25 protein-coding genes and 4 pseudogenes are annotated in these 24,973 nt (G+C 70.2%); 16 read left to right on the top strand and 13 right to left on the bottom strand.

Annotated features, from left to right (window positions below; translation table 11 throughout):
* The first annotated feature begins 164 nt into the window (after nucleotides 1-164).
* Nucleotides 165-1,109 (top strand): ornithine cyclodeaminase family protein, encoded by a 945-nt coding sequence (locus tag ABT063_RS28180; protein WP_351061964.1) that lies wholly within the window; start codon nucleotides 165-167, stop codon nucleotides 1,107-1,109.
* Nucleotides 1,110-1,434: 325 nt separating this feature from the next.
* Nucleotides 1,435-1,671 (top strand): hypothetical protein, encoded by a 237-nt coding sequence (locus tag ABT063_RS28185; protein WP_351061966.1) that lies wholly within the window; start codon nucleotides 1,435-1,437, stop codon nucleotides 1,669-1,671.
* Nucleotides 1,672-1,868: 197 nt separating this feature from the next.
* On the opposite strand, the gene ABT063_RS28190 is transcribed toward ABT063_RS28185, so the two are convergent.
* The gene (locus tag ABT063_RS28190; protein ID WP_351061967.1) at nucleotides 1,869-2,948 is read right to left on the bottom strand and encodes an endonuclease/exonuclease/phosphatase family protein; all 1,080 of its coding nucleotides are present in this window, start codon (nucleotides 2,946-2,948) and stop codon (nucleotides 1,869-1,871) included.
* A gap of 23 nt (nucleotides 2,949-2,971) precedes the next feature.
* Nucleotides 2,972-3,652 (bottom strand): M15 family metallopeptidase, encoded by a 681-nt coding sequence (locus tag ABT063_RS28195; RefSeq protein ID WP_351061969.1) that lies wholly within the window; start codon nucleotides 3,650-3,652, stop codon nucleotides 2,972-2,974.
* An 86-nt stretch (nucleotides 3,653-3,738) separates the two neighbouring features.
* Here ABT063_RS28195 and ABT063_RS28200 point away from each other — a divergent pair, with 86 nt between their 5' ends.
* On the top strand, nucleotides 3,739-4,434 hold the full coding sequence (locus ABT063_RS28200; RefSeq protein WP_351061971.1) for a response regulator transcription factor: 696 nt from the start codon (nucleotides 3,739-3,741) through the stop codon (nucleotides 4,432-4,434).
* Nucleotides 4,427-5,704: a sensor histidine kinase gene (locus ABT063_RS28205; protein WP_351061973.1), complete on the top strand. Its 1,278-nt coding sequence runs from the start codon at nucleotides 4,427-4,429 to the stop codon at nucleotides 5,702-5,704. Before ABT063_RS28200 ends, ABT063_RS28205 begins: the two co-directional genes overlap by 8 nt.
* Here ABT063_RS28205 and ABT063_RS28210 read toward each other — a convergent pair.
* Nucleotides 5,602-5,892, bottom strand: coding sequence for a response regulator (locus ABT063_RS28210; RefSeq protein WP_351062039.1), 291 nt, complete (start codon nucleotides 5,890-5,892; stop codon nucleotides 5,602-5,604). The two genes, ABT063_RS28205 and ABT063_RS28210, sit on opposite strands and share 103 nt — an antisense overlap.
* Here ABT063_RS28210 and ABT063_RS28215 point away from each other — a divergent pair.
* Nucleotides 5,840-5,958 (top strand): annotated as a pseudogene (locus ABT063_RS28215) (IS630 family transposase); the annotation flags it as partial. The gene ABT063_RS28210 and the pseudogene ABT063_RS28215 sit on opposite strands and share 53 nt — an antisense overlap.
* Before the next feature lie 79 nt (nucleotides 5,959-6,037).
* On the opposite strand, the gene ABT063_RS28220 reads toward ABT063_RS28215, so the two are convergent.
* Complete coding sequence (locus ABT063_RS28220) at nucleotides 6,038-6,628, bottom strand: SMI1/KNR4 family protein (RefSeq protein WP_351061975.1); 591 nt, start codon at nucleotides 6,626-6,628, stop codon at nucleotides 6,038-6,040.
* A gap of 85 nt (nucleotides 6,629-6,713) precedes the next feature.
* A pseudogene (locus tag ABT063_RS28225) lies at nucleotides 6,714-7,544 on the bottom strand (mycothiol transferase).
* 5 nt (nucleotides 7,545-7,549) lie between these two features.
* Between ABT063_RS28225 and ABT063_RS28230 the strand changes: the two are divergent.
* A pseudogene (locus tag ABT063_RS28230) lies at nucleotides 7,550-7,863 on the top strand (heterodisulfide reductase-related iron-sulfur binding cluster); the annotation flags it as partial.
* Between the two features lie 74 nt (nucleotides 7,864-7,937).
* On the opposite strand, the gene ABT063_RS28235 reads toward ABT063_RS28230, so the two are convergent.
* Complete coding sequence (locus ABT063_RS28235) at nucleotides 7,938-9,089, bottom strand: discoidin domain-containing protein (protein WP_351061977.1); 1,152 nt, start codon at nucleotides 9,087-9,089, stop codon at nucleotides 7,938-7,940.
* Between the two features lie 423 nt (nucleotides 9,090-9,512).
* Here ABT063_RS28235 and ABT063_RS28240 point away from each other — a divergent pair.
* Nucleotides 9,513-9,984, top strand: a pseudogene (locus ABT063_RS28240) (transposase); the annotation flags it as partial.
* Between the two features lie 95 nt (nucleotides 9,985-10,079).
* Here ABT063_RS28240 and ABT063_RS28245 read toward each other — a convergent pair.
* Nucleotides 10,080-11,018: a serine protein kinase RIO gene (locus tag ABT063_RS28245; protein ID WP_351061979.1), complete on the bottom strand. Its 939-nt coding sequence runs from the start codon at nucleotides 11,016-11,018 to the stop codon at nucleotides 10,080-10,082.
* 510 nt (nucleotides 11,019-11,528) lie between these two features.
* On the opposite strand from ABT063_RS28245, the gene ABT063_RS28255 reads away from it, so the two are divergent.
* Together ABT063_RS28255 and ABT063_RS28260 are read left to right on the top strand one after the other, a co-directional pair.
* Nucleotides 11,529-12,443: a HipA family kinase gene (locus ABT063_RS28255; protein WP_351061980.1), complete on the top strand. Its 915-nt coding sequence runs from the start codon at nucleotides 11,529-11,531 to the stop codon at nucleotides 12,441-12,443.
* Nucleotides 12,440-12,724 (top strand): Rdx family protein, encoded by a 285-nt coding sequence (locus ABT063_RS28260; protein WP_351061982.1) that lies wholly within the window; start codon nucleotides 12,440-12,442, stop codon nucleotides 12,722-12,724. The genes ABT063_RS28255 and ABT063_RS28260 overlap by 4 nt, the downstream gene beginning before the upstream one ends.
* Before the next feature lie 4 nt (nucleotides 12,725-12,728).
* Here the strand turns inward: ABT063_RS28260 and aceB are convergent, their stop codons facing one another.
* Nucleotides 12,729-14,351: a malate synthase A gene (gene aceB / locus ABT063_RS28265; RefSeq protein WP_351061984.1), complete on the bottom strand. Its 1,623-nt coding sequence runs from the start codon at nucleotides 14,349-14,351 to the stop codon at nucleotides 12,729-12,731.
* 218 nt (nucleotides 14,352-14,569) lie between these two features.
* On the bottom strand, nucleotides 14,570-15,169 hold the full coding sequence (locus tag ABT063_RS28270; protein ID WP_351061986.1) for a nucleotidyltransferase family protein: 600 nt from the start codon (nucleotides 15,167-15,169) through the stop codon (nucleotides 14,570-14,572).
* 233 nt (nucleotides 15,170-15,402) lie between these two features.
* Between ABT063_RS28270 and ABT063_RS28275 the strand changes: the two genes are divergently transcribed.
* Nucleotides 15,403-15,690: a DUF5955 family protein gene (locus ABT063_RS28275; protein WP_351061988.1), complete on the top strand. Its 288-nt coding sequence runs from the start codon at nucleotides 15,403-15,405 to the stop codon at nucleotides 15,688-15,690.
* 61 nt (nucleotides 15,691-15,751) lie between these two features.
* On the opposite strand, the gene ABT063_RS28280 is transcribed toward ABT063_RS28275, so the two are convergent.
* Nucleotides 15,752-16,555 (bottom strand): IclR family transcriptional regulator, encoded by an 804-nt coding sequence (locus ABT063_RS28280; protein ID WP_351061990.1) that lies wholly within the window; start codon nucleotides 16,553-16,555, stop codon nucleotides 15,752-15,754.
* Between the two features lie 257 nt (nucleotides 16,556-16,812).
* Here ABT063_RS28280 and allB point away from each other — a divergent pair, with 257 nt between their 5' ends.
* Together allB and alc are read left to right on the top strand one after the other, a co-directional pair.
* Complete coding sequence (allB, locus tag ABT063_RS28285) at nucleotides 16,813-18,153, top strand: allantoinase AllB (RefSeq protein ID WP_351061992.1); 1,341 nt, start codon at nucleotides 16,813-16,815, stop codon at nucleotides 18,151-18,153.
* 53 nt (nucleotides 18,154-18,206) lie between these two features.
* Nucleotides 18,207-19,337: an allantoicase gene (alc, locus tag ABT063_RS28290; RefSeq protein ID WP_351061993.1), complete on the top strand. Its 1,131-nt coding sequence runs from the start codon at nucleotides 18,207-18,209 to the stop codon at nucleotides 19,335-19,337.
* A gap of 348 nt (nucleotides 19,338-19,685) precedes the next feature.
* Here the strand turns inward: alc and ABT063_RS28295 are convergent, their stop codons facing one another.
* On the bottom strand, nucleotides 19,686-20,462 hold the full coding sequence (locus ABT063_RS28295) for an SDR family oxidoreductase (RefSeq protein ID WP_351061995.1): 777 nt from the start codon (nucleotides 20,460-20,462) through the stop codon (nucleotides 19,686-19,688).
* Between the two features lie 196 nt (nucleotides 20,463-20,658).
* Between ABT063_RS28295 and ABT063_RS28300 the strand changes: the two genes are divergently transcribed.
* Entirely contained in the window at nucleotides 20,659-21,282 is a 624-nt protein-coding gene (locus ABT063_RS28300; protein WP_351061997.1) for a dihydrofolate reductase family protein, read from the top strand.
* A gap of 109 nt (nucleotides 21,283-21,391) precedes the next feature.
* Here the strand turns inward: ABT063_RS28300 and ABT063_RS28305 are convergent, their stop codons facing one another.
* Nucleotides 21,392-22,555 (bottom strand): sensor histidine kinase, encoded by a 1,164-nt coding sequence (locus ABT063_RS28305; protein WP_351061998.1) that lies wholly within the window; start codon nucleotides 22,553-22,555, stop codon nucleotides 21,392-21,394.
* A 160-nt stretch (nucleotides 22,556-22,715) separates the two neighbouring features.
* On the opposite strand from ABT063_RS28305, the gene ABT063_RS28310 reads away from it, so the two are divergent.
* The 3 genes from ABT063_RS28310 to ABT063_RS28320 all read left to right on the top strand — a co-directional run bounded on the left by ABT063_RS28310 (nucleotide 22,716) and on the right by ABT063_RS28320 (nucleotide 24,083).
* Nucleotides 22,716-23,084: a DUF4333 domain-containing protein gene (locus ABT063_RS28310; protein ID WP_351062000.1), complete on the top strand. Its 369-nt coding sequence runs from the start codon at nucleotides 22,716-22,718 to the stop codon at nucleotides 23,082-23,084.
* 148 nt (nucleotides 23,085-23,232) lie between these two features.
* A complete protein-coding gene (locus tag ABT063_RS28315) occupies nucleotides 23,233-23,568 on the top strand; it encodes a hypothetical protein (RefSeq protein ID WP_351062002.1) in 336 nt (111 codons plus the stop codon).
* Nucleotides 23,517-24,083 carry an ABC transporter permease family protein gene (locus ABT063_RS28320; protein ID WP_351062003.1) on the top strand — a complete coding sequence of 189 codons (567 nt, stop codon included), beginning with the start codon at nucleotides 23,517-23,519 and terminating at the stop codon, nucleotides 24,081-24,083. The genes ABT063_RS28315 and ABT063_RS28320 overlap by 52 nt, the downstream gene beginning before the upstream one ends.
* A gap of 224 nt (nucleotides 24,084-24,307) precedes the next feature.
* On the opposite strand, the gene ABT063_RS28325 is transcribed toward ABT063_RS28320, so the two are convergent.
* Nucleotides 24,308-24,880, bottom strand: coding sequence for a TetR/AcrR family transcriptional regulator (locus ABT063_RS28325; protein WP_351062005.1), 573 nt, complete (start codon nucleotides 24,878-24,880; stop codon nucleotides 24,308-24,310).
* Nucleotides 24,881-24,973: the final 93 nt, after the last annotated feature.

A 24,973-nucleotide genomic window follows, 5' to 3' on the forward strand; every position in this document is an offset into this window, starting at 1 on the left:
GGGAGCGCCTCCTTGGGGGGCAAGTCGCCCGAGGATCCAGCGAGTTGCCGTATCACCTCGGTCGCGTGGGGGATCGGCCGGACGGCACCGTGACCGGTGGTGGTCGCTGTGGCCACTGTCGCATACCGGATGTCGACGCGGTTCTCTCAGGGATCATTGCCAGGGTGACTCGCATACTGACGCGAAGTGATCTGCGAGCCCTGCTTGAGCTCGAGTCCTGCATCACCGCGCTGAGCGACGGCTTCCGCGGCGCCGCCTCCGCGGTGGCAGGGCAACGGGTGCGGACCGATCTGCCGTTCTCCGGTACGGCCACGGCTCTGATTCCCGGGGTGCTGCCCGGGATCGAGGCGTACACAGTGAAGGTGAACGCCAAGTTCCCGGGAGCCCGGCCGGCCCTGCGCGGAGTGATCTGCCTTCACAGCGGCCGGAACGGTGAGCTCCTCGCGCTGATGGATTCGGCCACCGTCACCGCATGGCGCACCGGTCTGGCCGCGGCCCTGGGCACCCATCTCCTCGCCGTTCCCTCTCCCGCGGACGGCACGGTGCTCGGTGTGATCGGGGCAGGCGCACAGGCCGAGCTCATGGTGCGCGGTCTGCGCGTCATGCGACGGCACGGCAAGCTCGTCGTCCACGACACCGATCCCGACCGTGCCGCAGCCTTCGCCTCGCGCCACGGCGGGCGGGTACTGGCATCTGCCACAGAGATCGCCTCAGCCGCCGACATCGTCCTGCTGGCCACCTGGTCACGCTCGCCGCTGCTCCGCCTGGCGGACACTCGGCCGGGACAGCACTTCACGAGCCTGGGGGCCGATGAGCCAGGCAAACAGGAACTCTCCGCCGACCTGCTCGAATCCGCGTTCCTCGTCGTCGACGACCGGGACCTGGCCGCCGACACGGGTGCCCTGGCCGCCGCCGGCCTCGCCGCCTCAGCTGCCGAGGCCACCCTCAGCGACGTCCTGCGCGGTGACCATCCCGGGCGCACCACCGCGACGGCCCGATCCGTCTACGCTCCCGTCGGACTCCCGTGGCAGGACCTCGCGTTGGCCTGGGCCGCCTATCGGCAGGCGGAACGGCTTGACATCGGGCAGCAGGTCGATCTGCTCTCCTGACGCGCACTCAGTGCCCGTGAACTGGTCATTTCGGGTGCTGATGACGGGTGTCGGAGCGGGCCGGGCGGCGGCGTGGCGCTTGCCGCGGCGGACACGGAGGCCGTCGGCCGGCGGTCAGTGCGCGTGCGGGCCCCCGGTCATCTGCGGCTTGCCGCGCGGCCCTAGGTGTGCTGTCCGGGCACGTTGGTGACAGGCGACACGCCCTTGAGTGGTCCTTGAAAGAGGCGCGGCCAAACCCCAGCCAGCCGCGTCACCAACCCCTCCGGACAACACACCTAGGCCCAGGGCCACCGCGGCACTCGCCGCTGCCGCCAGGGCGCAGACGGTGAAGGCGTCCCTGAAGCCGCCGACGGAGCCGGACTCGATGCCCGAGGCGGCGACCGTGGAGACCACCGCCACACCGGTCGAACCGCCCACCTCGTGGAAGGTGTTGACGACTCCGGACGCCAGGCCCGCCTCGTTCGTGTTCCACCATGCCCAGCGCGGTGGTGGTGGCGGTCACGAAGACCGCGCCGAGACCGAGGGAGGCGACGACGAAGCCGGGCAGCAGACCGGCGGATAAGGCAGCCGAGGCAACTCGATTTCGGTGTATGCGCTAGGCCGATGGAGGTCAGGTAGCGGACGCGGTCTGCGCGGGACCACCCTAGGTCGATGGACCGCCCGAAGTTCAGCGGTACTGAAGCTTCCGCGCCCTGAAATTCGGCCGATTCAGGAGTGGAACAGGCGGTGGAGGCGTGAACCGCCGGCTTTGCGCGGTGTTCACCAGCTGATTCCGGCCGCCACCGGCAGGTGGTCGCTGCCGGTGGCCGGCAGCACCCACGAGCTCTCCGGCTCCACGCCGCGGACCAGGATCTGGTCGATCCGCGCCACCGGGAACTTCGCCGGCCAGGTGAAGCCGAAGCCGTCCCCTGCCGCGTCCTGGGCCGAGTGCAGCTGCGAGGTGATGTCGGCGAACGCGCGGTCGTCCATGGTGCCGTTCAGGTCGCCGAGCAGCACCACCCGCTTGTTCTGCTCGGCGGCGATGGCCTTACCGAGCGCCTGCGCGTTTCTGTCCCGCGAGTCCGTCCAGAAGCCCGCCCTGGGATTCACGCGTACGGACCCCAGGTGGGCCACGTAGACCGCCAGCGGCCCGTGGTCCGTGGCCACCGTGGTGCGCAGCGCCCGGTTGTAGGCCATCTTGACGTCGAGCGGCTTGGTGTCCGCCAGCGGCCCGTAGTCCATCTTGATGTCGACCGGCTGAGTGTTGGACAGTGGCAGCTTGCTCCACAGTCCGACCGTGCCCTGCACCGTGTGGTACGGGTACGCCTTCGCCAGCTCCTTCTTGTACGTGCCCTGGGCCTGCGGGGTGATCTCCTCCAGCGCCAGCACGTCCGCACCGGAGGCGGCCAGGTCGCGGGCGGTGCCGGCCGGGTCGGGGTTGTCGGCGCTGACGTTGTGGCTGACCACGGTGAGGTCACTGCCCGGGTGGGACTTGTCGCCGAGCAACCCGCCGAAGAGGTTCAGCCACACCATGACCGGCAGCAGCAGCGCGACCACTGCGGAGGCGGAGCGGCGCCACAGCGCCCCGGCCAGCAGTACCGGGACGAACAGACCGAACCACGGCAGGAAGGTCTCCACCAGGCTGCCGAGGCCACCGGTCCGGTTTGGGATCTTCGCGTGCAACAGCATGAACAGGCCCAGAAGCTGCGCCAGCGCCGCGAGCACCGGGCCGCGCTTCCAGGGCCCCGGCCGGGAGCCGATGCGGATCGCCCGCCGGATGCGCGCGCGCCAGGCACCGGATCCGGTATCCCGGCGGTCGGCGTCGCCCTGTCCGGTCTCCGCCGTGTCCACCTGCGTCATCGGCTGTCCTCGTTCACGGCCGGTCACTGCTGCATCCTCGGGTCCTGGGTGGGGTCGGCATACATACGCGGGCAACCACGATCGATCGCGTTGGCGCGCAGTTCGTAGTGCCAGGGTTCGTTCTTGTAGATCTGGCACAGGCCGTACTCGGCACCATGCTCGGACAGCCACGCCGTCGCATCGGAGCGCCCGATGTCGACCGCGTCCCTCGACACGTGAGGAGACGTCGCCGCGGTGGCCACCCATCGGGCGGCCTCGTCTTCAGACCCGTACTTGGAGACCGCCTCGCGAAGAAGCTGCGCCTGATGCTCCGGGGAACGCCAGCCGCTATTCACGTGGAACTCGACTCCGTCGTCCGCGGCAGCCGTCGCAGCCTGGCGGAGGGCCTTGAGCAGATCCGGATCGAGGTTGGCGACCGCCGGAATCGCGTCATCGAAGACCGTCACGCGGTCGGGGACGACGCCGCCGGCCTCGCCGAGCGCACCACGGTGCTCACTGCGATCAGTATGCGAGGGCGGTGCAGCCGAGGGGGCCGAGGGGGCCGAGGGGGACAAGGAGGCCGAGGAAGGCGAGGAGGACGAGGACTTCGACCCCTGGTAGCCGAGGGCTGCGGTGATCACTGCTGTGACGACTATCAGGCCGACGACGAGGGGCCATCGAATCCCGCGGGTCGTTGTTCGTGCTGATGGTGGGGTTCGATTCATGCCGCCAGTCAAGGCGGCGCGGTGTTGCCGGCACGTATGTGGTTTTCGATATGCCGACGATATGTGCCGACTCGTAGCCTCGGAGCATGCGTGTGTTGATCGTCGAGGACGAGCCCTATATGGCAGAAGCCATCCGCGATGGCCTACGCCTCGAAGCGATCGCGGCCGACATCGCAGGTGACGGCGACACGGCTCTGGAACTGCTGAGCATCAACACCTACGACATCGCCGTCCTCGACCGCGACATCCCCGGACCGTCCGGTGACGAGATCGCCCAAAGCATCGTCGCCTCCGGCAGCGGCATGCCGATCCTCATGCTCACCGCAGCCGACCGGCTCGACGACAAGGCCACCGGGTTCGGGCTCGGCGCCGACGACTACCTCACGAAGCCCTTCGAGCTGCAAGAGCTCGTGCTCAGGCTCAGAGCACTCGACCGCCGGCGCGTGCACAACAGGCCGCCCGTGCGAGAGATCGCAGGGCTGCGGCTGGATCCGTTCCGCCGCGAGGTCTACCGCGACGGCCGCTACATCGCGCTGACCAGGAAGCAGTTCGCCGTGCTCGAAGTCCTCGTCGCCGCCGAAGGCGGTGTCGTCAGCGCCGAAGAACTCCTGGAACGCGCGTGGGACGAGAACGCCGACCCGTTCACCAACGCCGTACGCATCACCGTCTCGGCCCTGCGCAAACGGCTCGGCGAACCCTGGCTCATCGCCACCGTGCCAGGTGTCGGCTACCGCATCGACACGCAACCGGAGGCCGGACCCGAGGGAGACGACCGTGGATAGAGCCCCTGGTTTGAGCGTTCGCCTCAAACTCACCCTCAGCTACGCCGGATTCCTCATGCTTGCCGGTGCCTTGCTGCTCGCTGCGGTGTGGGTGTTCCTCCTCCGTTATGTCCCCGACCGTGCGATGCTCATCAACCCCGATGACAAGCCCGCGAATGGTGTTTTCCCCGTCCGGTCCGCCCTCCTGGACGTTTTCGCTCCGAGGGCAGCCGCAGTACTGGCGTTCCTGCTGGTGTTCGGCCTCGTGGGAGGGTGGCTCCTCGCCGGCCGCATGCTCGCCCCGCTGACCCGGATCACCAACGCCACACGCATGGCCACGAACGGATCACTCTCCCACCGAATCCGGCTACCGGGCCGCAAAGACGAGTTCCGCGAACTCGCCGACGCCTTCGACACCATGCTCGCGCAGCTCGAAGCACACGTCGCCGAACAGCAGAGATTCGCAGCCAACGCCTCCCACGAACTGCGCACCCCGCTGGCGATCACGAAGACACTTCTCGAGGCGGCCCGCACCGATCCGAACCGCGACACCGGCCAGCTTGTCGACCGCCTCCACGCCGTCAACACCCGAGCGATCGACCTCACCGAGGCACTGCTCCTGCTCAGCCGCGCCAACCTGCGGTCCTTCACCCGGGAACCTGTCGACCTGTCCCTCATGGCGGAAGAAGCCACCGAAACGCTCCTCCCCCTCGCGGAAAGGCGTGGCGTCACCATCGAGACCTGCGGCGACATCACCCCCACGGTTGGATCGCCGGCGCTTCTGCTGCAGCTGACCACGAACCTCGTGCAGAACGCGATCGTCCACAACGTGCCTGAACAGGGCACCGTGTGGGTCAAGACCAGCGTCCGCCCCAAGACTGTGGTGCTCACGGTCGAAAACACCGGCGAGCAGCTCACCCCACAGCTGGTCTCGACCCTCACCGAACCCTTCCAGCGCGGCACCGAGCGCATACACAGCGACCACGCAGGCGTCGGCCTCGGCCTGGCCATCGTCAAAACCATCACCCAGGCACACGACGGAACACTCACCCTCACCCCGCGCTCTGCCGGCGGGATCCGCATCACTGTGGAACTACCCGCGATGGGCCATCAGGGTCTCGCGGCTCACCGCGCTGTTCGCGTGCCGGGTGAGCACCGCGAGGAGCTCGAACTCCTTGGGGCACAGGGTCAGTTCACGGTCGCGCAGGAGGCAGCGGCGGGCGGGCGGCGGCGCAGATGGGCGCGCAGGCGGACCAGCAGGACGGTGAGGCTGAAGGGTTTGACCAGATAGTCGTCGGCGCCCGAGTCGAGACCGGCGATCACGTCGATCTCCTCGCCGCGCGCGCTGAGGATGACGATCAGCAGCTCGGGGAAGCGGGCACGCAGCCGGCGGGCGAGGTCGAGGCCGTAGGCGTCGGGCAGGCCGAGGTCGAGCAACGCCAACGCCCGCCACCGCGACGTCCTGGCCGCCGAACGCAAGGAACGCGCCGCATCCGCAGCGAGAAGGGCATCCGCTGGGGCCGGCGGCCGTTGAAGGCGGCGTGACAGCCGCGAACGGTGATCTCTGCCCCTTTGATCCCGAGCCCGGGTCAGGACGTCCCGCAGCCGCTCCAAGTGGCTGCTATTACCAGGGCTCCCCTGTGGACGGATCCAGGCCCGCCTCCAAACGCCGTTTCTCCTCACGCCAGTTGACGAAGGAGGGCTCTCTCGGCAGGACGACACTGATCGTCTCCTCCTGGAATTCCTCATCGGTGAGCAGTCTGCGCAGGAACTCCGCCATTCCGAAGGGATGAACCTGGAAGAGGGGGTTTGTGTGCCGGCCGCACACGAGCACGGGCCATAGGTCGGGATTGTCGCCCGTGGTCAGCCAACAATAGATGTCTGCACCACTGGTGACGCCCCAAGCCAGGATGGAGTCCGGGTCCACATCGAGGGCCGCCCTGCCGCCGCACATCTCCCAGGTGCCGCGGGCGTTCGCTGTCTCGTTCCTCAGCCCGGATCCGTCCGAATAGGCGTCGGGCCGCGGAACCGGCAGCAGTATGCCGATCGCCTCACTGAGCTCCCCCGCCCCGTACACCTTCATGAAGGCGACATAGTCGGCAGGAAACCGGGTCCCCCAGATCTCTTCGAGCTCACTCCAGCCGATCCGCTCGTCCACGCCGTGCGTCGTTGGCACGACCTGCGCGAGCGCCGCTGTCCCGGGGGTCCCGCCCACTTCCACTCCTTCACATACATCTTCGAGGAGCCACAACTTACGCGATCACGCTCCCCGCAGAAGGGGGAGGGCCGACGTGAGAACCTCAACCCGTCGAACCATCCCGGTCACAGCACCAGGGCCCTTCTGAGGGCCAGGTGGTGCCGTCGATCAGTTCGCGGGCCGCGTCCAAGTGGCAGCTGTGGCAGGCGACTTCGGTGAGTACGTGGATCAGAATGTGCCGCACGTCAGGCAGCCGCCAGGTCGGTCAGATCTCCACGGGCCAGGCGGCAGGCTCCTGTTCGGGCGCGGCGGCGGCGAGCACAGCGTCCGCGCGCGCGATGGCCGCGCGGTAGTCCGCGAAGACCTCCTCGGCGCTCATCCCCTCCGGTATGTACCAGTGCGCCTCCGTGCCCGCCGTGAGCTGTCCAGCCACATCCGGCTCGCCCGCGATCACCCTGGGGAACCAGAAGCGTTCAGGGTGAGGTGGCGCAGCAACGCCAGGCAGCTCCAGCCGCTGGGCAGCACCGGCAGCCGCAGATCCTCCGCCGATAGCCCTTCGAGGATTCCGACGACGTGCTCGCTCCGGTGGGCCGGGACCGGCCCCGCACGGCAGTTGCCGAACGCCAGGACGTCTGCCCTGCGGTTGGGCGAAGACCTGGACCTCGGCCAGCGAGAGAGCATTGGTCCCGGCCAGCTGCACGCGCACGCACCGACCGGTCCTGTTCACGTCGATGACCGAGGGCCTACCGCCCTTGGTCGCCGGAGTCGTCGGCTGGACCGATCTGACCTCTCCCGATGCCGCCGACGCCCTCGCCGTGCTGCGCGAAGGCCCCGGTGCAGGGCGAACCCGACCCCGCTGTCTGCTCCGCCCGGAGGTGCTGCGGGGACTGGCCGCGGCCGCCGAGGAGGGACTCGTCCACGACCTGCTGGTCACAGCCGGAAATTTTCGTCGACGTACTCGGCGTCACCGATGTCGGCGCATACTTCCCGCACCGCGTCACCTACCACCCGACCTGCCACTGACTGCGCATGCTGCGGGTGGGTGACCGGCGCTGCGGCTGCTGCGCGCCGTCAAGGGCATCGACCTGGTCGAACTGCCCTCCGCCGAGCCCTGCTGCGGCTTCGGCGGCACCTTCGCCCTGAAGAACCACGAGGTCTCCAACGCCATGCTGGCCGACAAGATGCGCCATGTGCTGGACACCGGTGCCGAGTTCCTGTGCACGGGCGACAACTCCTGCCTGACCCACATCGGGTCGTGATCGAGGACGCGTAGCGCCCGGCTGCGGGACGCGACGTACAAGTCCGCGTGCGCGCGGCGAGGTGACGGTCACTCGGAGCCACGAGGCCGCGCACCCACCTGCTCCGCCGGCTCCAGGGTCGGCGATCGCGACAGTGGGTTCGCGGCCCGTGCCGGCTCCGCGTCAGGCGGGGATGGACAGGCTGGTGCTGAAGGGCCGGTCGTAGACCTCGAGGCTACGGATGGACGCCATGCCCCGGAGGGGAGTCCAGTGACCGTCACGCGCACGTATCTGGCCTGGGCGGCGAACGTGGCGATCTGCACCTGGCTGGTGCTGGTGCTGGTGCTGGTGGTGGCGGTGAGGTCGGTGAGGGTGGTCCAGTTGGTGTTGTCGGTGGAGCCCTCGATGCGGTAGCGGTAGTTCTTGGCGTCGAACTCCCAGGCGATCCGGGTGCCGGTGAGGGAGCGCGTGGATCCCAGGTCCACCTTCAGCCAGTGGCCGGTGTTGCCGTTGTTCGCGCACCAGCGGGTGGCGGTGGAGCCGTCGACGGCCCTGGCCGCGGTGTTGCCCTTGGAGCTCTCCTGGCTGCTGGCGGTGGCCGATTTGCCGGCGGCGATGTCGCCAGGCTGTACGGAGCGGTCGAGTACGACCGCGACCACGCTGTCCTCGGGGATGCGGGTGCGGTTGATGCCGGTGATGGTCACCTTCCGGTCGGTGTCGACGGTGTACGGCAGGTCGGTTCCGGACGTGACATCGAAGACGCGGGTGACCTGCGCGTCGCCGGTCGAGGGCGTGGTGAAGGTGGTGCCGCTGTAGCCGGGCAGCAGGTGGACGTAGAAGGTGTTGTCCTTGTAGGTGAAGCCGTACTGGCCGTCCATCGGGTTCCACGGGCCGCCGCGGGTGCCGTAGACGGCCTCGCCGCAGGTGGTCATGAAGGAGCCGATGCGGCGGACCAGGTTCGCCTGGGCGGTGGGCACGGCGCCGGTGCGGTCAGGGCCGACGTTGACCAGGCAGGTGATGTCCCGCACCCAGGCGTTGACCAGCAGGTTCATGGCGGTGCCGAAGCTCATCACGCTTGCGCCGGCCTTGTAGCCCCAGGCGCCGCCGATGGTGAAGCACTTCTCCGCCACACGCCCGGTGCGGATCGCTCCGCTGGGAACGGACCCGCCCTCCTCGCTGGTGAAGTCGCCGATCCAGCCGGAGCGCAGCGTGGTGACGATGTCGGGCTGGTGCTTGCGCACGAGGCCGGTCAGGCCCAGGGGCCGGCCTGGCGGTGTCGGTCTCGCTGTAGGCGGCGTCCACCGGCCACTCGTTGGAAGCCTCGCGGAACTGGCCGGGCTCCCAGAAGAACGCGGCGGACGCGTCGGAGCCCCGCTGGCCGAGCCAGCCGCCGTCCCACCACAGGTCGTCGATCTTGCCGTACTGGGTGACCAGCTCCTTGACCTGCTGATACACCTCGGATTAGTCATCCGATGTATGCCTCGGGGTTGCCTCATCGCACGCATCGCGCCGCACCCGTTGACGCGCACGCTTCCCCCTACCGTCCTGCGACGGAGCCGCACACAGACCAACAAAAACCCACGGCCGTGGGCAGTGCGGCAGCGCTGACGCGGTCCGCACACGCGTGGCCCGAGAACCTTCCGGCCTCCCGCCCGCCCGGTCACGCCCCGCCCTGGTCGGGCAACGGCCGCAAGCCCGCGCCGCGCTACCGCCACCGACCGGCCGCCGTCGCCGCCCTGGCCGAGGCCGCCGGCCGGGACGCCTTCACCGAGGTGACCTGGCGCAAGGGCTCCCGCGGACCACTGCGCTCGCATTTCCGCGCGCTGCGGGTCCGGCCCGCCGGGGTGAAGGCCCGCCGCCGGGTCCAAGCCGCGGCCGACGGGCGCCACCGAACCCACCGACTACTGGCTGGCCACCCTCCCGGCCGACGTTCCACTCGCCGAACTCGTTCGCCTGGCAAAGATCCGCTGGCGCATCGAGCACGACTACCGGGAACTCAAACATGGCCTGGGCCTGGACCACTTCGAAGGAGGCCGATCCTGGCCCGGCTGGCACCACCACGTCACCCTCATCACCGTCGCCCACGCCTTCCTCACCGAACAGCGCCTCTCCCTCAAAGCACCCACGCCGGCTTGACGCTCTACCAGGTCCTGAACGCCATCCAGGACCTCCCACCAGCGCGAACGAGCAAGACCCACTCACACCTAACGGAGCCCTACTAGCCGCCCGGTTCAGAAGGCGTGCGCCATCAGCTCCGCGAACAGCGCGTGCTCGTCGACCTCGAGGCCCCGCGAGCGGAACCAGCGGCAGATGTTGGCGCAGTCGCGCTGGAGGAAGTTCATCCCGTTGAGGTTGCCGACCAGGTCGACGATCTGTGGCAGGTCGATGATGACCAGCCGCTCGCCCGCCGCCAGGATGTTGTACGCCGAGAGGTCGCCGTGCACGACGCCGTTCTGCACCATCGTCGCGAGCGCATCGGTGAGCTGCTCGAAGTACGCCGCCAGCAGCTCGAGTGAGGGGCGAGCCTGGGCGAGCCGGGGCGCGGTCTCGACGGCGCCGTCCTCGTCGAGGACGGTGATCCACTCCATCAGGATCTCGGTGCCGTCGATCTGGACCGGGTAGGGAACCGGCAGCCCGAGGTCCCAGAGCCGCACCAGCGCACCCCACTCGGACACCGCCCACTCGCCGGCCGCGACCTGCCGGCCGAAGGTGCTCTTCCGCTTGAGGGCCCGCTCGTCACGTGAGCGCTTCATCGAGCGGCCCTCGGTGTAGGACGCGGAGCGGTGGAAGGTCCGGTGCTCGGGAGAGCGGTACCGCTTGGCCGCCATGACCACGCCGGCGGCGGGGTCGAGCGGGTCGGCGCGCTCGACGAGGTGGACGTCGGCCTCCTTGCCGGTCTTGAGGACGCCGAGCTCGGTGTCGATCGCGCCCTGCGAGGTCACCACCCAGTCCGGGAGCGGCTCGGGGCCTCGGCAGAGGGGTTCGACGCTGAGCCAGGTCGACCAGCGCTGGCCGTCCTCGAGGTCGTCGTAGGAACGGAAGTCGAAGACGAACCGGTCATCGACGTCGCCCAGGTCGTCCGGCGGCGGGACGTAGCGGTAGGGGTCGGTGATGAAGTCGTCAGGAAATGCCGGGTGCTGAGGGTGCTGCGAGAGATCGTCGTGAGACATCGCTGGAGGTGCTCCATGAGGCGAGAGAGAGGCGGTCTGCGGGCAGGCCGAGGACAGTCGTAGTCACGGTCGCGCCTCCTCTCGTGGAGCACCGGGCAGCTCCCGGTGTCTCGCCCATGGTGAGGGGCGGACACGGGGAGCGGCAACCGAATAAAGTAGGCCCGCGTCGAGCGGCCCCAGCGGTGCCGTAGGTTTCCGGCGTGATCCTCCGTACCGGCTCGTCCCGGCCCTGCTCGGGCTGACGTTGGCCGGGTCGTTGCTGGCCGGACCCGCGGTGGCTCGGGCACTCCTCGCCGGCGATCACCCTCGGTTACTATGCTCACTTCATGCCGGAGGCCGGAGGCAAGGGGCGGACGGCCATTGACGGACTGCTGGGGAGGCAGGGAGATCTGCATGCCAGTCCAAACTCCCCAGATTCTCCCCAGGGCTGATGACGGGCGATTCCCGCTGTTTGACGCCTCCGAGGTCGACCATGGATTGCAAGGTCAATGAGGCGGGTGGTCTGAGAAAATGCTGAGGGAAGTCACCGCAACCCGCTACATCGAGCCCCTGCGGTCCGGCGGCTCCGTCCCCGGAATCGTCGAGGCCGACGACCTGGGTACCTATGTCGTGAAGTTCACCGGCTCCGCGCAGGGCCGCAAGGCGCTGGTCGCCGAAGTGATCGTCGGCGAGCTGGCACGCGCCCTCGGGCTGCGGTTCCCCGAGCTGGTCCTCGTCCACTTCGATCCGTCGATCGCCGAGCACGAGCCCCACCAGGAGGTGCGGGATCTCCATGGCGCCAGCGCGGGAGTCAACCTGGGTATGGACTACCTGCCGGGCGCGAAGGACTTCACCCCGGAGGTCGCCAAGATCTTCCCCGCGGATCCGCTGGAGGCCGGCCGGATCGTCTGGCTCGACGCCCTCACGGTCAACGTGGACCGTACGGTGCACAGCTCCAACCTCATGATCTGGCCGACGTTCGGGACCGTCCCCCCGCGCCTGTGGCTGATCGACCACGGCGCCGCTCTCGTCTTCCACCACCGCTGGGACGGCACGGACCCCGGGAAGTCCTACGACTTCCGCCACCACGCCCTCGGCCACTACGCGCCCGACGTACGCGCCGCCGACGCCGAGCTGGCGCCGAAGGTCACCGAGGAGCTGCTGCGCGAGATCACAGCCGAGGTCCCGGACGCCTGGCTCGCCGACGAGCCGGGCTTCGCCACGCCCGACGAGGCCCGGGACGCGTACGTGAACCACCTCCAGGCGCGCGTGCGGGCCTCCGCGGCCTGGCTCCCCACCGACTTCCCCACCCGGGAGGAACTCGCCGCCGAGGAGGCCCTCCGGGCGGCGCGCACACAGCAAGGCCGGCCGAACTGGCTCAAGCGGGTCCCCGACCTGCACGGCAAACCGGCCGCGGAACAGGATGGGGCGGTACACCTCGGATGACAGCTCAGCCGGATGTTCAGCGGGTCGAGATCGAGTACTGCACGCAGTGCCGCTGGCTGCCGCGTGCCGCCTGGCTGGCCCAGGAGCTCCTGACGACCTTCGAGACCGAGCTCACGGAGCTGTCCCTGAAGCCCGGCAAGGGCGGCGTCTTCGTCGTCCGCGTGAACGACGAGGTGGTCTGGGACCGCCGCGAGCAGGGCTTCCCGGAGCCCACGGCCGTGAAGCGGGCCGTACGCGACCGAGTGGCCCCGGGGAAGTCCCTGGGCCACTCGGACAAGTGAGGCCTCAGCCTTGCAGCTGCTCGTACGCCGGCAGCGTCAGGAAGTCCGCGTAGTCCTCGTCGAGCGCGACCTCCAGGAGCAGGTCGTGGGCCTGCTGCCAGTGACCGGCGGCGAAGGCCTCCTCGCCCAGCTCGGCGCGGATGTTCCGGAGCTCCTCCGCGGCGACCTTGCGGGCCAGCTCCGGCGTCGCCTTCTCGCCGTTCTCGAACTCCACGCCCGCGTTGATCCACTGCCAGATCTGCGAGCGGGAGATCTCGGCGGTCGCCGCGTCCTCCATCAGGTTGAAGATGGCGACCGCGCCGAGGCCGCGCAGCCAGGCCTCGATGTAACGGATGCCGACCTGGACGGCGTTGACGAGACCGTTGTACGTCGGCTTTGCGTCCAGTGAGTCGATCGCGATCAGGTCGGCCGCCTTGACGTCGACGTCCTCGCGCAGCCGGTCCTTCTGGTTCGGCTTGTCGCCCAGGACCCGGTCGAAGGACTCCATGGCGATCGGGACCAGGTCGGGGTGGGCGACCCAGGAGCCGTCGAAACCGTCGTTCGCCTCGCGGTCCTTGTCGGCGCGGACCTTCTCGAAGGCGACCTTGTTGACCTCCGCGTCGCGGCGTGAGGGGATGAACGCCGCCATGCCGCCGATCGCGTGCGCTCCGCGCTTGTGACAGGTGCGGACGAGGAGTTCGGTGTACGCCCGCATGAACGGGGCCGTCATCGTCACCGCGTTGCGGTCCGGGAGGACGAACTTGGCTCCGCCGTCACGGAAGTTCTTGACGATGGAGAACAGGTAGTCCCAGCGGCCGGCGTTCAGACCGGAGGCGTGGTCGCGGAGTTCGTAGAGGATCTCCTCCATCTCGTACGCGGCCGTGATCGTCTCGATCAGCACGGTCGCGCGGATGGTGCCCTGCGGGATGCCGACGTAGTCCTGCGCGAAGACGAACACGTCGTTCCAGAGGCGGGCCTCCAGGTGCGACTCCGTCTTCGGGAGGTAGAAGTACGGGCCCTTGCCGAGGTCGAGCAGGCGCTGGGCGTTGTGGAAGAAGTACAGGCCGAAGTCGACGAGGCCGCCCGGGACCTGCTGGCCGTCCACCTGGAGGTGACGCTCGTTGAGATGCCACCCGCGCGGGCGCATGACGACGGTCGCGAGGTCCTCATCGGCTTTCAGGGCGTACGACTTGCCGGACACCGGGTCGGTGAAGTCGATGTTCCGGGTGTAGGCGTCGATCAGGTTGAGCTGACCGAGGACCACGTTCTCCCAGGTCGGCGCCGAGGCGTCCTCGAAGTCCGCGAGCCAGACCTTGGCGCCCGAGTTCAGGGCGTTGATGGTCATCTTGCGGTCGGTGGGGCCGGTGATCTCTACCCGGCGGTCGTTCAGGGCCTCGGGAGACGGGGCGACCTTCCAGGAGTCGTCCGCGCGGATGGCGGCGGTCTCCGGGAGGAAGTCGAGGGTGGAGGTGCGGGCGATCTCGGCGCGGCGCTCGGCGCGGCGGGCGAGGAGCTCGTCACGCCGGGGCGTGAAGCGGCGGTGCAGCTCGGCCACGAAGGCGAGGGCCGCTTCGGTGAGGACCTCCTCCTGCCGGGGCAGGGGCTCGGCGTCGACGATGGCCAGCGGGGACGGCGCTGGTGCGGACATGAGCTGTCACTTCCTTCAGCGAGCTACGGACGAGCTGACGAGCTTCGGCACCGGGTGCCAGTCTTCCCGGATGCGATGGGGAGCGCCCGTGGAGCAGACGGGTGCTTCTGATCAGTGGATAGTAGTTTCCTTATGGTGGAAGTTCAATGGTTTGTTGATGTCGAGATTCTCCGAGTCGAGGGAAGTGGCGCTCAGTGCCACCCCGCTCACTCCAGGTGTCACTCGAGGTGGGCGAGGTCCTCCGGCGTGTCGATGTCGTACGGCCGTGCCACGTCCCCGCACTCGACCAGCGTCATCTCCTCCTCGTGCGTCTTCAGGTAAGCGCGTGCCCCACGGTCTCCGGTCGCAGTCGCGGCGATGCCGGCCCAGTGGGCCGCCCCGAAGAGGACCGGGTGCCCGCGTACGCCGTCGTACGCGGCCGAGACCAGGGAGGTCTCGTCCCGGTACGCGGCTCGGACGCGGGCCACCGCCTCCGGGCCGATGCCGGGCTGGTCGACGAGCGAGACGAGCGCCGCCCGCGCGCCCGTGCCGGCCAGCGAATCGAGCCCGGCCCGCAGCGAGGAACCCATGCCGTCGGTCCACTCCGGGTTCTCCACCAGCACGCACCCGGACAGCTCCGCCCGCTCCCGTACGGCGGCGGCCCGCGCCCCCAGGACCACGTGGACGCGCCCGCATCCCGCCGCACGCAGTACCCCGACCGCGTGCTCCACGAGGGGCCGCCCCCGGTGTTCGAGCAGCGCCTTGGGCCGCCCGCCGAGCCTCCGGCCGCCTCCGGCCGCCAGGAGCAGCCCGGCGACCTCGTCATCCCTGTGCGTCATACGTCCTTGCATACCTGACCTCGTACACCTGACCACTCGCCGACGATGGGATTTCCCTGGGCTGAATTTCGGTCCGCACTGTGGCGCCCGGCGCATCGGGTGGCGTTTAATGCCCGCGTCCCCGGCGCCCGACCAGCACGGCGGGGGCGCTCGGCGGGATCACGACGTGACGGCGCACAACGGCGTTGCGAGGGGGGAGTGCTGTGTTGCGGAGCTTGGGACAGAGACGACCGGTGACCGGCAGCGACGAGGACCCGAGAGTGGCGGAACTGCGGACCGCCGTGTCCCGGCTGCGGCGCGAACTCGCCGCTCACCCGGCCGATTTCCATGATCGCGTGATCGCGGAGGACGAGCTCGCCGCCCTCGCCGCCATGACGACCGACGGCACCCCCGAGGTCGCTCGACTACGCCGCTCCCTCCTGCTGATCGCCGGCGCGATCGGCTCCGTCAGCGCGCTGGCGGGTGGCCTGTCGGAGGTCCGCCGGGCAGTGGAACTGTTCGGCGAGCCGCCGCGCCGCTGAGCAAACGGCTGCGGCCCCCCGGTCCGTGAGGCCGGGGGGCCGCTCGCGTGAGGGCGCGGCTTCAGGAGGTCGGGCCGCCCGAGCTCGCCAGTGCCGCCGACAGCTCCGCCGCCACCTGCTGCAGTACCGGCACGATCTTCTCCGTGGCCGCCTCGGTCACCCGGCCCGCCGGGCCCGAGATCGAAATGGCGGCGGCGGTGGGGGATTCGGGCACGGAGACGGCGAGGCAGCGCACGCCGATCTCCTGCTCGTTGTCGTCGATCGCGTACCCCCGGCGCCGTACGTCCTCCAGGGCCGCGAGGAAACCCTCCGGCGTGGTGATCGTCTTGTCCGTCGCGGCCGGCATGCCGGTGCGGGCGAGCAGGGCGCGCACCTCGCTGTCCGGGGTGTTGGCCAGCAGGGCCTTGCCGACGCCCGTGGAGTGCGGCAGCACACGCCGGCCGACCTCGGTGAACATGCGCATCGAGTGCTTGGACGGCACCTGCGCCACGTAGACGATCTCGTCCCCGTCCAGCAGTGCCATGTTCGCCGTCTCGCCGGTCTCCTCGACCAGGCGGGCGAGGTAGGGGCGCGCCCAGGTGCCGAGCAGCCGGGAGGCGGACTCGCCGAGGCGGATCAGGCGCGGGCCGAGCGCGTACCGCCGGTTGGCCTGCTGGCGTACGTACCCGCAGGCCACCAGCGTGCGCATGAGGCGGTGGATGGTGGGCAGCGGCAGCCCGCTGCTCGTGGAGAGCTCGCTCAGGCCGACCTCGCCGCCCGCGTCCGCCATCCGCTCGAGCAGATCGAAGGCGCGCTCGAGGGACTGGACGCCACCACTGGCGGGAGACTTGGCGGAGTCGGTGGTGCTGGCGCTGGACGTCGGCACGGCGTTCCTTTCGGGACTGACGGGAAGAGCAGAAGCCTACCCGCCGGTCGGTTGACTCCCTGCTTGTGCGTAGCTACGTTCTGATTATCGGAATTCTAATTCCGTCTTGTGGAAACGTCCAGAGCGGGAGCCTTGAGAGGTCGAGGAGGAAGTCGCCCTTGACGGCGCGGGAGCGGGAGTGAAGACTCCTTCAACAGAACGTTGAATTCCGTTACATGGAAGTAAACGGCCGCAGAGGCGCGGCGAGAGGGGTTCGGGTGTCCGACGTAGAACTGGTGCTGCGCTCGACGCGCGTCATCACCCCCGACGGGACGCGTGCCGCCTCGGTCGCGGTCGCGGGGGGCACGATCACGGCCGTACTCCCGTACGACGCCGAGGTACCGCCGGGCGCCCGCCTGGAGGACGTCGGCGATCACGTCCTGCTGCCCGGCCTGGTCGACACCCACGTGCACGTCAACGACCCCGGCCGCACCGAGTGGGAGGGCTTCTGGACCGCCACCCGCGCCGCGGCCGCCGGCGGCATCACCACGCTCGTCGACATGCCGCTCAACTCCCTTCCGCCGACGACGACGGTCGACCACCTCCGTACGAAGCAGGAGGTCGCCGCCGACAAGGCGCACATCGACGTCGGCTTCTGGGGCGGCGCCCTGCCCGACAACATCAAGGACCTGCGCCCACTGCACGAGGCCGGAGTCTTCGGCTTCAAGGCGTTCCTGTCGCCGTCCGGCGTGGACGAGTTCCCGCACCTCGACCAGGACCGGCTCGCCCAGTCCCTCGCCGAGATCGCCTCCTTCGGCGGCCTGCTGATCGTGCACGCCGAGGACCCGCACCACCTCGACGCCGCCCCGCGGCACCACGGCCCGAAGTACGCCGACTTCCTCGCCAGCCGCCCGCGCGACGCCGAGGACACGGCGATCGCGAACCTCATCGCGCAGGCGAAGCGGCTCGGCGCGCGCGTGCACGTGCTGCACCTGTCGTCCAGTGACGCGCTGCCGCTGATCGCCGAGGCCAAGGCGGAGGGCGTACGGATCACGGTCGAGACCTGCCCCCACTACCTGACCCTGACGGCCGAGGAGGTCCCGGACGGCGCCAGCGAGTTCAAGTGCTGCCCGCCCATCCGCGAGGCCGTCAACCAGGACCTGCTCTGGCAGGCACTGGCGGACGGCACGATCGACTGCGTGGTCACCGACCACTCGCCGTCCACGGCCGACCTGAAGACGGATGACTTTGCGACGGCGTGGGGCGGCATCTCCGGACTCCAGCTGAGCCTCGCGGCGGTGTGGACGGAAGCCCGCAGACGCGGCCACGGCCTGGAGGACGTGGTCCGCTGGATGTCGTCCCGTACGGCACGGCTGGTGGGCCTCGATGCCCGCAAGGGCGCCATCGAGGCGGGCCGCGACGCCGACTTCGCGGTCCTCGCGCCCGAGGAGACGTTCACCGTGGACCCGGCGGCCCTCCAGCACCGCAACCGCGTCACGGCGTACGCGGGCCGGACCCTGTACGGCGTCGTGAAGTCGACCTGGCTGCGCGGCCAACGCATCGTCACGGACGGCGAGTTCACCGAACCGAAGGGCCACCTGCTCACCCGGACCCCCTGATCCCTCCGCCCGCACCCGCAGCGGCAGACTCCCGAAAGGACCCCCTGATCACCGTGACGGCACAGCATGGATCTCCCTTGGCTCGCTTCACCGGCGACGCGGATCCCTACGGAGGCGGCGACCCGTACGCGGACTACCGCACCGCCGACTTCCCCTTCACCCCGTACGCCAACCTCGCCGACCGGCAGCTCGGCGCCGGAGTCATCGCCGCCAACGACGAGTTCTTCGCGCAGCGAGAGAACCTGCTGGTACCGGGGCGGGCCGAGTTCGACCCCGAGCACTTCGGCCACAAGGGCAAGGTCATGGACGGCTGGGAGACGAGGCGGCGCCGAGGCGCCTGTGCCGACCACCCGTGGCCGACCTCCGAGGACCACGACTGGGCGCTGATCCGTCTCGGCGCGCCGGGCGTCGTCCGCGGGATCGTCGTCGACACGGCCCACTTCCGCGGCAACTACCCGCAGGCCGTGTCGATCGAGGGCACCTCGGTGCCGGGCTCCCCGTCGCCCGAGGAACTGCTCGGGGACGACGTGAAGTGGACGACGCTTCTCCCGCGCACCCCGGTCGGCGGCCACGCGGCGAACGGCTTCGCGGTGTCGGTCGAACAGCGCTTCACGCACCTGCGGGTCAACCAGCACCCGGACGGCGGCATCGCGCGCCTGCGGGTGTACGGCGAGGTCGTCCCGGACTCCGCATGGCTGGAGGTCCTCGGCACCTTCGACGTGGTCGCCCTGGAGAACGGCGGCAAGGCCGAGGACGCCTCCAACCGCTTCTACTCACCGGCCACCAACACCATCCAGCCGGGCCGCTCCCGGAAGATGGACGACGGCTGGGAGACGCGCCGCCGCCGCGACCAGGGCAACGACTGGATCCGCTACCGGCTCGTGGCCCAGTCCAAGATCCGCGCGATCGAGATCGACACGGCGTACCTGAAGGGCAACAGTGCGGGCTGGGCGTCGGTCTCGGTGAAGGACGGCGAAGACGGCGCGTGGACGGAGATCCTCCCGCGCACCCGCCTCCAGCCCGACACCAACCACCGTTTCGTCCTGCCGACCCCCGCCGTCGGCACGCACGCGCGCGTGGACATCTATCCCGACGGCGGCATCTCCCGCCTGCGCCTGTTCGGCTCGCTGACGCAGGAGGGCACGTCGAGCCTGACGGCACGGCATCAGGAACTGGGCGGCTGAGAGGCGAAGACGGCGCTGACCGGGCCTGACTGCGCAGCCCCCTGTCCCGAGTCCTGCTTTCGACGCCGGTCACGGCAACCCCAGCCCGTCCGGCGCTTGAGGACGAGGCCCCTTCGGGCCGAAGCGGGGGTCTGAGGGCGGCAGCCCCCAGCGGGGTGCGCGGGAGGGGCCCTGCGGGGGTTCAGGGGCGGTGCCCCCGCCGGGGTTCAGGGGCGGTGCCCCCGCCGGGGATCAGGGGCGGTGCCCCCGCCGGGGTCGAAGGTGCGGTGCCCCTGGCGGGGTCGAAGGGGCGGTGCCCCTGGAGATGGGAAGGGTAGGGGCGGCGGGGGCGAAGAACACCTCCCGGCATCAGGCCGCATGCCCCCCGTCCACCGAGAACTCCGCCCCCGTCACATACTCCGCCCCCGCCAGATGCACCACCATCCCCGCCACCTCCTCCGCCGTCCCGAACCGCCCCAACGCCGTCATCGCCACCTGCCCCGCCGCATACGGCCCGTCCGCCGGATTCATATCCGTGTCGGTCGGCCCCGGATGCACGATGTTCGCCGTGATCCCCCGCACCCCCAGCTCCCTGGCCAACGCCTTCGTCAACCCGACCAGCGCCGACTTGCTCATCGCGTAGAGCACCCCACCGGGCCCCGGCACACGCTGGGTCATACACGTACCGACGGTGATGATCCGCCCACCCGCCCCCATCCGCGCGGCAGCCGCCTGAGAGGCCAGAAACACTCCGCGCACGTTCACGGCGAGCACCCGGTCCACATCGCTGAGCGAAAGGCTCTCCAGGGGCCCGAGAAGGCCCACGCCCACGTTGTTCACCAGCACGTCGAGACGCCCTCCGAGCGCCTCCGCCGTACGCGCCACCGCCCCCGCAGCCTCCACCGCGTCCGCGGAGTCCGCGCGCAGGGCCACCGCCCGACGCCCCAGCGCCTCCACGGCCCGTACGACGTCCTCGGCCGCCTCCTTGCCGTTCACGTACGTAAGGGCCACATCGGCCCCCTCCCGCGCCAGCCGCACCGCCGTCGCCGCGCCGATACCGCGGCTGCCGCCGGTCACGAGGGCCACCTTGCCGTTCAGGAATCCATCGGATCCCCGGGATCCATGGGATACATGCGAAGTCGTCATGGATCCATCCCAGCGGTCGGCGCTCCGACACGCTGGCGGCGAACGGACACCGAGCTCCGGCGACCGGAACTCCGCCCTCCGGCGGCCTGTTCTCGACACACGCAGGTCTATCCGAACGGCCCACCGATGAGTTGCGGGTGCCGATGGGGTCTGCCCTGATGACAGCAGACCCCACCACCAGAGAGAAGGCATCCTCATGGGCAAGCTCGTCCTCACCTCCTTCGTCACCCTCGACGGCGTCTACCAGGCCCCCGGCGGCCCCAGGGAGGACACCCGTGACGGCTTCGAGCAGGGCGGCTGGAGCGTTCCGTACGGCGACGACGACTTCGGCCGGTTCATCAACGAGGTGTTCGGCCGCGTCGGAGCCTTCCTCCTCGGCCGCCGTACGTACCAGATCTTCGCGTCGTACTGGCCCAAGATCACCGACCCGGCCGACCCGGTCGCCTCGAACCTCAACGCCCTGCCGAAGTACGTCGCCTCCACCACCCTCACCGATCCGGACTGGTCCAACACCACGGTGATCGGCGGCGACCTGGCCAAGGAGGTCACCGCCCTCAAGGAGCGCACCGACGGCGAACTCCAGGTGCACGGCAGCGGCGCCCTGGCCCAGTCCCTGCTGGCGCTCGACCTGATCGACACCGTCCATCTGCTGACCTTCCCGGTCGTGCTGGGAGCCGGCCGCCGCCTGTTCGCCGAGGGTGCGCCGCCGACCGCCTTCCGGCACACCGGCGGACGTATCACCCCGGCCGGCGTCTCCATCCAGTCGTACGACCTGGCGGGCCGCCCGGAGTACGGCTCCTACGAGCTCCCCGCAAGCTGACGTTCCTCAGCTGACGTTCCTCATGGGGCCGCCGGGAGCCCGCGCGCGGCGGACTGTGCCGGTGGAGGACGTCCCCCGACGCCCGTGCGGCCGTGACCGGCCGGTCGTGTCAGATCGGCTTGCGCAGCGGGAAGGCCGCACCGACCTCCCAGCCGTGGCCGGCCCGGGGCCCGGCGTGCAGGGTTCCGCCCAGAGCGGTGACGCGTTCCTTCAGGCCGACGAGGCCGAAGCCGCCGCCGCGCGCGGCGGCCGGGAGCTGGCTGCCGCCGCGGCCGTCGTCCGCCACGGTGACCGCCAGACGGTGGTCCTCGCACCGCAGGCCGACGCTGATCTCCGTGGCGTCGCCCGCGTGCCGCCGGATGTTGGTCAGGGCCTCCTGGACGACCCGGAAGGCGGCCGCCTGCACCTCGTGCGGGAGGTCGTCGGTGACGGACGGGTCGCGGTGGAGCGTGACCTTCTGGACCGGGCTCGCGAAACCTTCGATCAGGCCGGAGATGCCCGCGAGATCGCCCACCGGCCGGCGGTCGGCCGCCTCCGGTCCGGTGTCGCGCAGCACGCCCACCGTGCGGCGCATGGACGCCAGCGCCTCGGTGGCGGCGCGTTCGATACCGGCCAGGACCGGGTCGAGTTCGTCGGTGCGGGAGGCGGCCATCATGCGCGCCACCTGCGTCTGCACGAGGATCCCGGTGACGTGGTGGGCGACGAAGTCATGCAGGTCGGCGGCGATCGCCACGCGCTCGCCACGGCGGGTCTCGGCCACCGCGACCGTCCGCCGGAAGTCCAGCGAGCGCAGGTAGCCCGCGAGCCCGCCGACCAGGCCGATCAGGAGCAGGCCGATCACCAGGTACCCCAGTGTTTCGTCCTTCAGCGACCGGAAGTAGCCCACGGGCAGGGCGAGCCCGGCGATCGCGTCGAGCGCGCCGCACACCACGGCCGAGGACGGAGGGCAGTGCCGCACGGCGATGAACAGCAGGCACAGCAGGACCGTGATCTCGCCGGGGCCGAAAGCACGCAGCTCGCCGGTCAGAGTGATCCCGACCGTGCAGGCCAGGGACACGACGGCGGGCACCGTGGTGCGAACCTGCGGGGTGAGCCACGCGGGCCGCCGGCCGGCCGGCCACAGGAGGGCGGCGAGGCCGACGGCGAGCACGGCGGTGCTCGGCCGGATGTCGTACCCCTCGGAATCCACTGAGGCGAAGTTGAGGAGACTCACCGCGAGCAGGGCACCGACGCCGAAGCCCCGGGCGCAGCCCCGGGGAGAAACGGATCTCATGCGATCACCGTAGGGGAGCCGTCGGCGCCGAGGATCGGCCGAACGGCCGAGGAACCCGGCCACGGGGCGTGGCCCGCTGTGGCCGTTCGGCCGAGGCGTGCGCCCGGGCTCGCGGGCCAGAGTGGAGCCACTTCCTCCCCTCGGACATCAGGAGTACGTGATGCAGCGCAGGTTCCTCGTCGGCGTCGTCGGCGGCGCCACCGCCGTGGTCGCTCTGGGCGGTCTCGGCACCTATCTGCTCGCCGGGACCGAGTCGAACACCTCCCTGGACGAGTACAGCACGGTGACGGTGGACGGCCACAAGGCCCTCTCGGCGAACATCGTCGCGACCCGCACCCAGAGCAAGTACCACCCGCTGCCCTGGGTCGGGGAGAAGGTCACCGGCGTGACCTGCCCGACGGGGCTGAAGGCGGTGGCCGGAGCCACCCTCAAGTGCACCGGCAAGGACAGCGACGGCAAGGCCGTCTCGATCCCGGTCCGCGTGGTCAAGGCCGGCGCGAAGTCCGTCACCTGGACGTTCGAGCGCTGAGAAGGAGCGGGAACACGATCATGAGCACGGTCCTGGCCGGTTTCGGCCTCGTGAAGAAGTCACGCAGGGCAGCCAGCTCGGCACCCGGCAGCTGATCGCCCTGCTGGCGCTGTTCCACGGCGCGTTCTGGCTCTTCGGCCCGTGGGTCGTGGACCGGCTGGGCCGGACCGTGGGCCGCTTCGCCCGCCGGCCGGCGACCCTGCTGGCGGCACGCCGGCTCAGCGACGACCCGAACGGCGCCTGGCGCACCGTCAGCGGTCTGGTCCTGGCCGGCTTCGTCGCCGGGTTCTTCTCCGTCAGCCGGCTGGCCCTCAGCGGCCCCGACCAGCACGGCCAGGTCGCGGTGCTGACCGCGGACTCCGCGGCCACCCAGCGCGCCGCCACCGAAGCCCGCACACTCCTGCGTAAGCGGGCGTCACCGCCACCGTCACCATGCCCTCCGAGGACGAATTCGACACCCCGCCACGCGGCAACCTGGGCCTGATCGCCCGCGTCTCCGGTGGCGAGGACCAGCTCGACGCCGCCGTCACCGCGCTGGCACCTCTCGGAGCGGGCAGGCTGCCGTTCACCCAGGACTACACGAACGCCTACGACAACGTGGCCGTGGACCGGCTCGGCGTGGTCAGCACCGCCACCCTGGCCATGAGCTTCCTGGTCGCGGCCGCCTCCGCCGGCCTGACCACCGCCGCGAACGTCCTCGACCGGCGCCGCGTCCACGGTCTGCTGCGGCTGGCCGGCACTCCGCTGAAGATGTTGGACCGGGCCCGGACCCGTGAGACGGCCCTCCCCCTGGCCGTCCTGGCGGGCGGCACCACCGCGATGGGCGTCTACGGCGCCTTCCAGGTCAACGAGGCGGCCGACAGCACGATGAACGCCTCCGGCGCTCTGCAACTGGCCGTCTGCGTGGTCGCCGGCACGCTGGCGATGCTCGCGGCGATCGGCGCCAGCAGGCCGTTGCTGCGCAAGGTGACGGCCGACCCGGTCCAGACCGCTGACTGACAACCGTCGGGCCGGCCGCACCTCGCGAGGCGACCGGCCCGACACCACCGACGGTGTCCGAATGCGGCGGCGCCGACCCGGCAGGCGGATGCCGCGGCCAGTCCTCCGTCCGCCCGGGATCTGCTCTGTTGCAGCGCGCTGATGGCCACATCTGATGCGGGGCCCACAGCTCCGGTCCGCCGGCCGGAGTCAGGGCCGATGCCGGATCCCCGCCTCTGCACATGTCAGCCGGGGTGGTAGCGGAGCCCGTCGAAGAGCAGGTCGAGCATGCGGCCCGCCCGGTCGCGCAGCCCTTTGTCGCTGGTGATCAGCAGGACGCCGCCGAGGGCGAATCCGACGTCCAGGGGGTCCACGTCCGAGCGCAGGACACCCGCTTCGGCCCCGGCGTCCAGCAGCGTGCTGATGGCCGTACTGATCCGGTCCAGGCTCTCGGCGAACGGATCCGCGCCGGAAGAGATGACAGCTCGCAGCGCGTCCGCCATGCCCTGCTTGGTGGCCAGGTAGTCGAAGAACTGGTCCATCCACAGCCGCATCGCCTTGTCGGGCGGGAACTCGGCGAGCAGTTCCGTGGCGCTGTCGCAGACCCGGGCGACTTCGTTGCGGTAAGCGGCCTCCAGCAGCACCTCACGGGTGGGGAAGTGCCGGTAGAGCGTACCGATGCCCACACCGGCCTCTTTGGCGATGGCTTCGAGCGACGCGTCCGTTCCCCGCTCGGAGAAGGCGCGTACGGCGACATCGAGCAGGCGTTGCCGGTTGCGTCGCGCGTCGGCACGCAGTCCGCGTGTGTTGCCGGTCACAGCATTCCTTCCTCCTGGACAACCGGAGGTGCCTCCGTTTAAAGTCTTAGTCAATTCGGAGGCACCTCCGGTTCCGAGCGTAGCAAACAGGGA

The organism is Streptomyces sp. NPDC002838 (genome assembly GCF_040295365.1).
GTDB lineage: Bacteria > Actinomycetota > Actinomycetes > Streptomycetales > Streptomycetaceae > Streptomyces.

What these genes read in the sequence shown, in the direction of transcription:
- ABT063_RS28190 (WP_351061967.1), bottom strand. Translation starts at nt 2,948, where the DNA reads ATGACGCAGGTGGACACGGCGGAGACCGGACAGGGCGACGCCGACCGC.
- ABT063_RS28195 (WP_351061969.1), bottom strand. Translation starts at nt 3,652, where the DNA reads ATGAATCGAACCCCACCATCAGCACGAACAACGACCCGCGGGATTCGA.
- ABT063_RS28200 (WP_351061971.1), top strand. Translation starts at nt 3,739, where the DNA reads ATGCGTGTGTTGATCGTCGAGGACGAGCCCTATATGGCAGAAGCCATC.
- ABT063_RS28245 (WP_351061979.1), bottom strand. Translation starts at nt 11,018, where the DNA reads ATGTCTCACGACGATCTCTCGCAGCACCCTCAGCACCCGGCATTTCCT.
- ABT063_RS28255 (WP_351061980.1), top strand. Translation starts at nt 11,529, where the DNA reads ATGCTGAGGGAAGTCACCGCAACCCGCTACATCGAGCCCCTGCGGTCC.
- ABT063_RS28260 (WP_351061982.1), top strand. Translation starts at nt 12,440, where the DNA reads ATGACAGCTCAGCCGGATGTTCAGCGGGTCGAGATCGAGTACTGCACG.
- aceB (WP_351061984.1), bottom strand. Translation starts at nt 14,351, where the DNA reads ATGTCCGCACCAGCGCCGTCCCCGCTGGCCATCGTCGACGCCGAGCCC.
- ABT063_RS28270 (WP_351061986.1), bottom strand. Translation starts at nt 15,169, where the DNA reads ATGACGCACAGGGATGACGAGGTCGCCGGGCTGCTCCTGGCGGCCGGA.
- ABT063_RS28295 (WP_351061995.1), bottom strand. Translation starts at nt 20,462, where the DNA reads ATGACGACTTCGCATGTATCCCATGGATCCCGGGGATCCGATGGATTC.
- ABT063_RS28300 (WP_351061997.1), top strand. Translation starts at nt 20,659, where the DNA reads ATGGGCAAGCTCGTCCTCACCTCCTTCGTCACCCTCGACGGCGTCTAC.
- ABT063_RS28305 (WP_351061998.1), bottom strand. Translation starts at nt 22,555, where the DNA reads ATGAGATCCGTTTCTCCCCGGGGCTGCGCCCGGGGCTTCGGCGTCGGT.
- ABT063_RS28310 (WP_351062000.1), top strand. Translation starts at nt 22,716, where the DNA reads ATGCAGCGCAGGTTCCTCGTCGGCGTCGTCGGCGGCGCCACCGCCGTG.
- ABT063_RS28320 (WP_351062003.1), top strand. Translation starts at nt 23,517, where the DNA reads ATGCCCTCCGAGGACGAATTCGACACCCCGCCACGCGGCAACCTGGGC.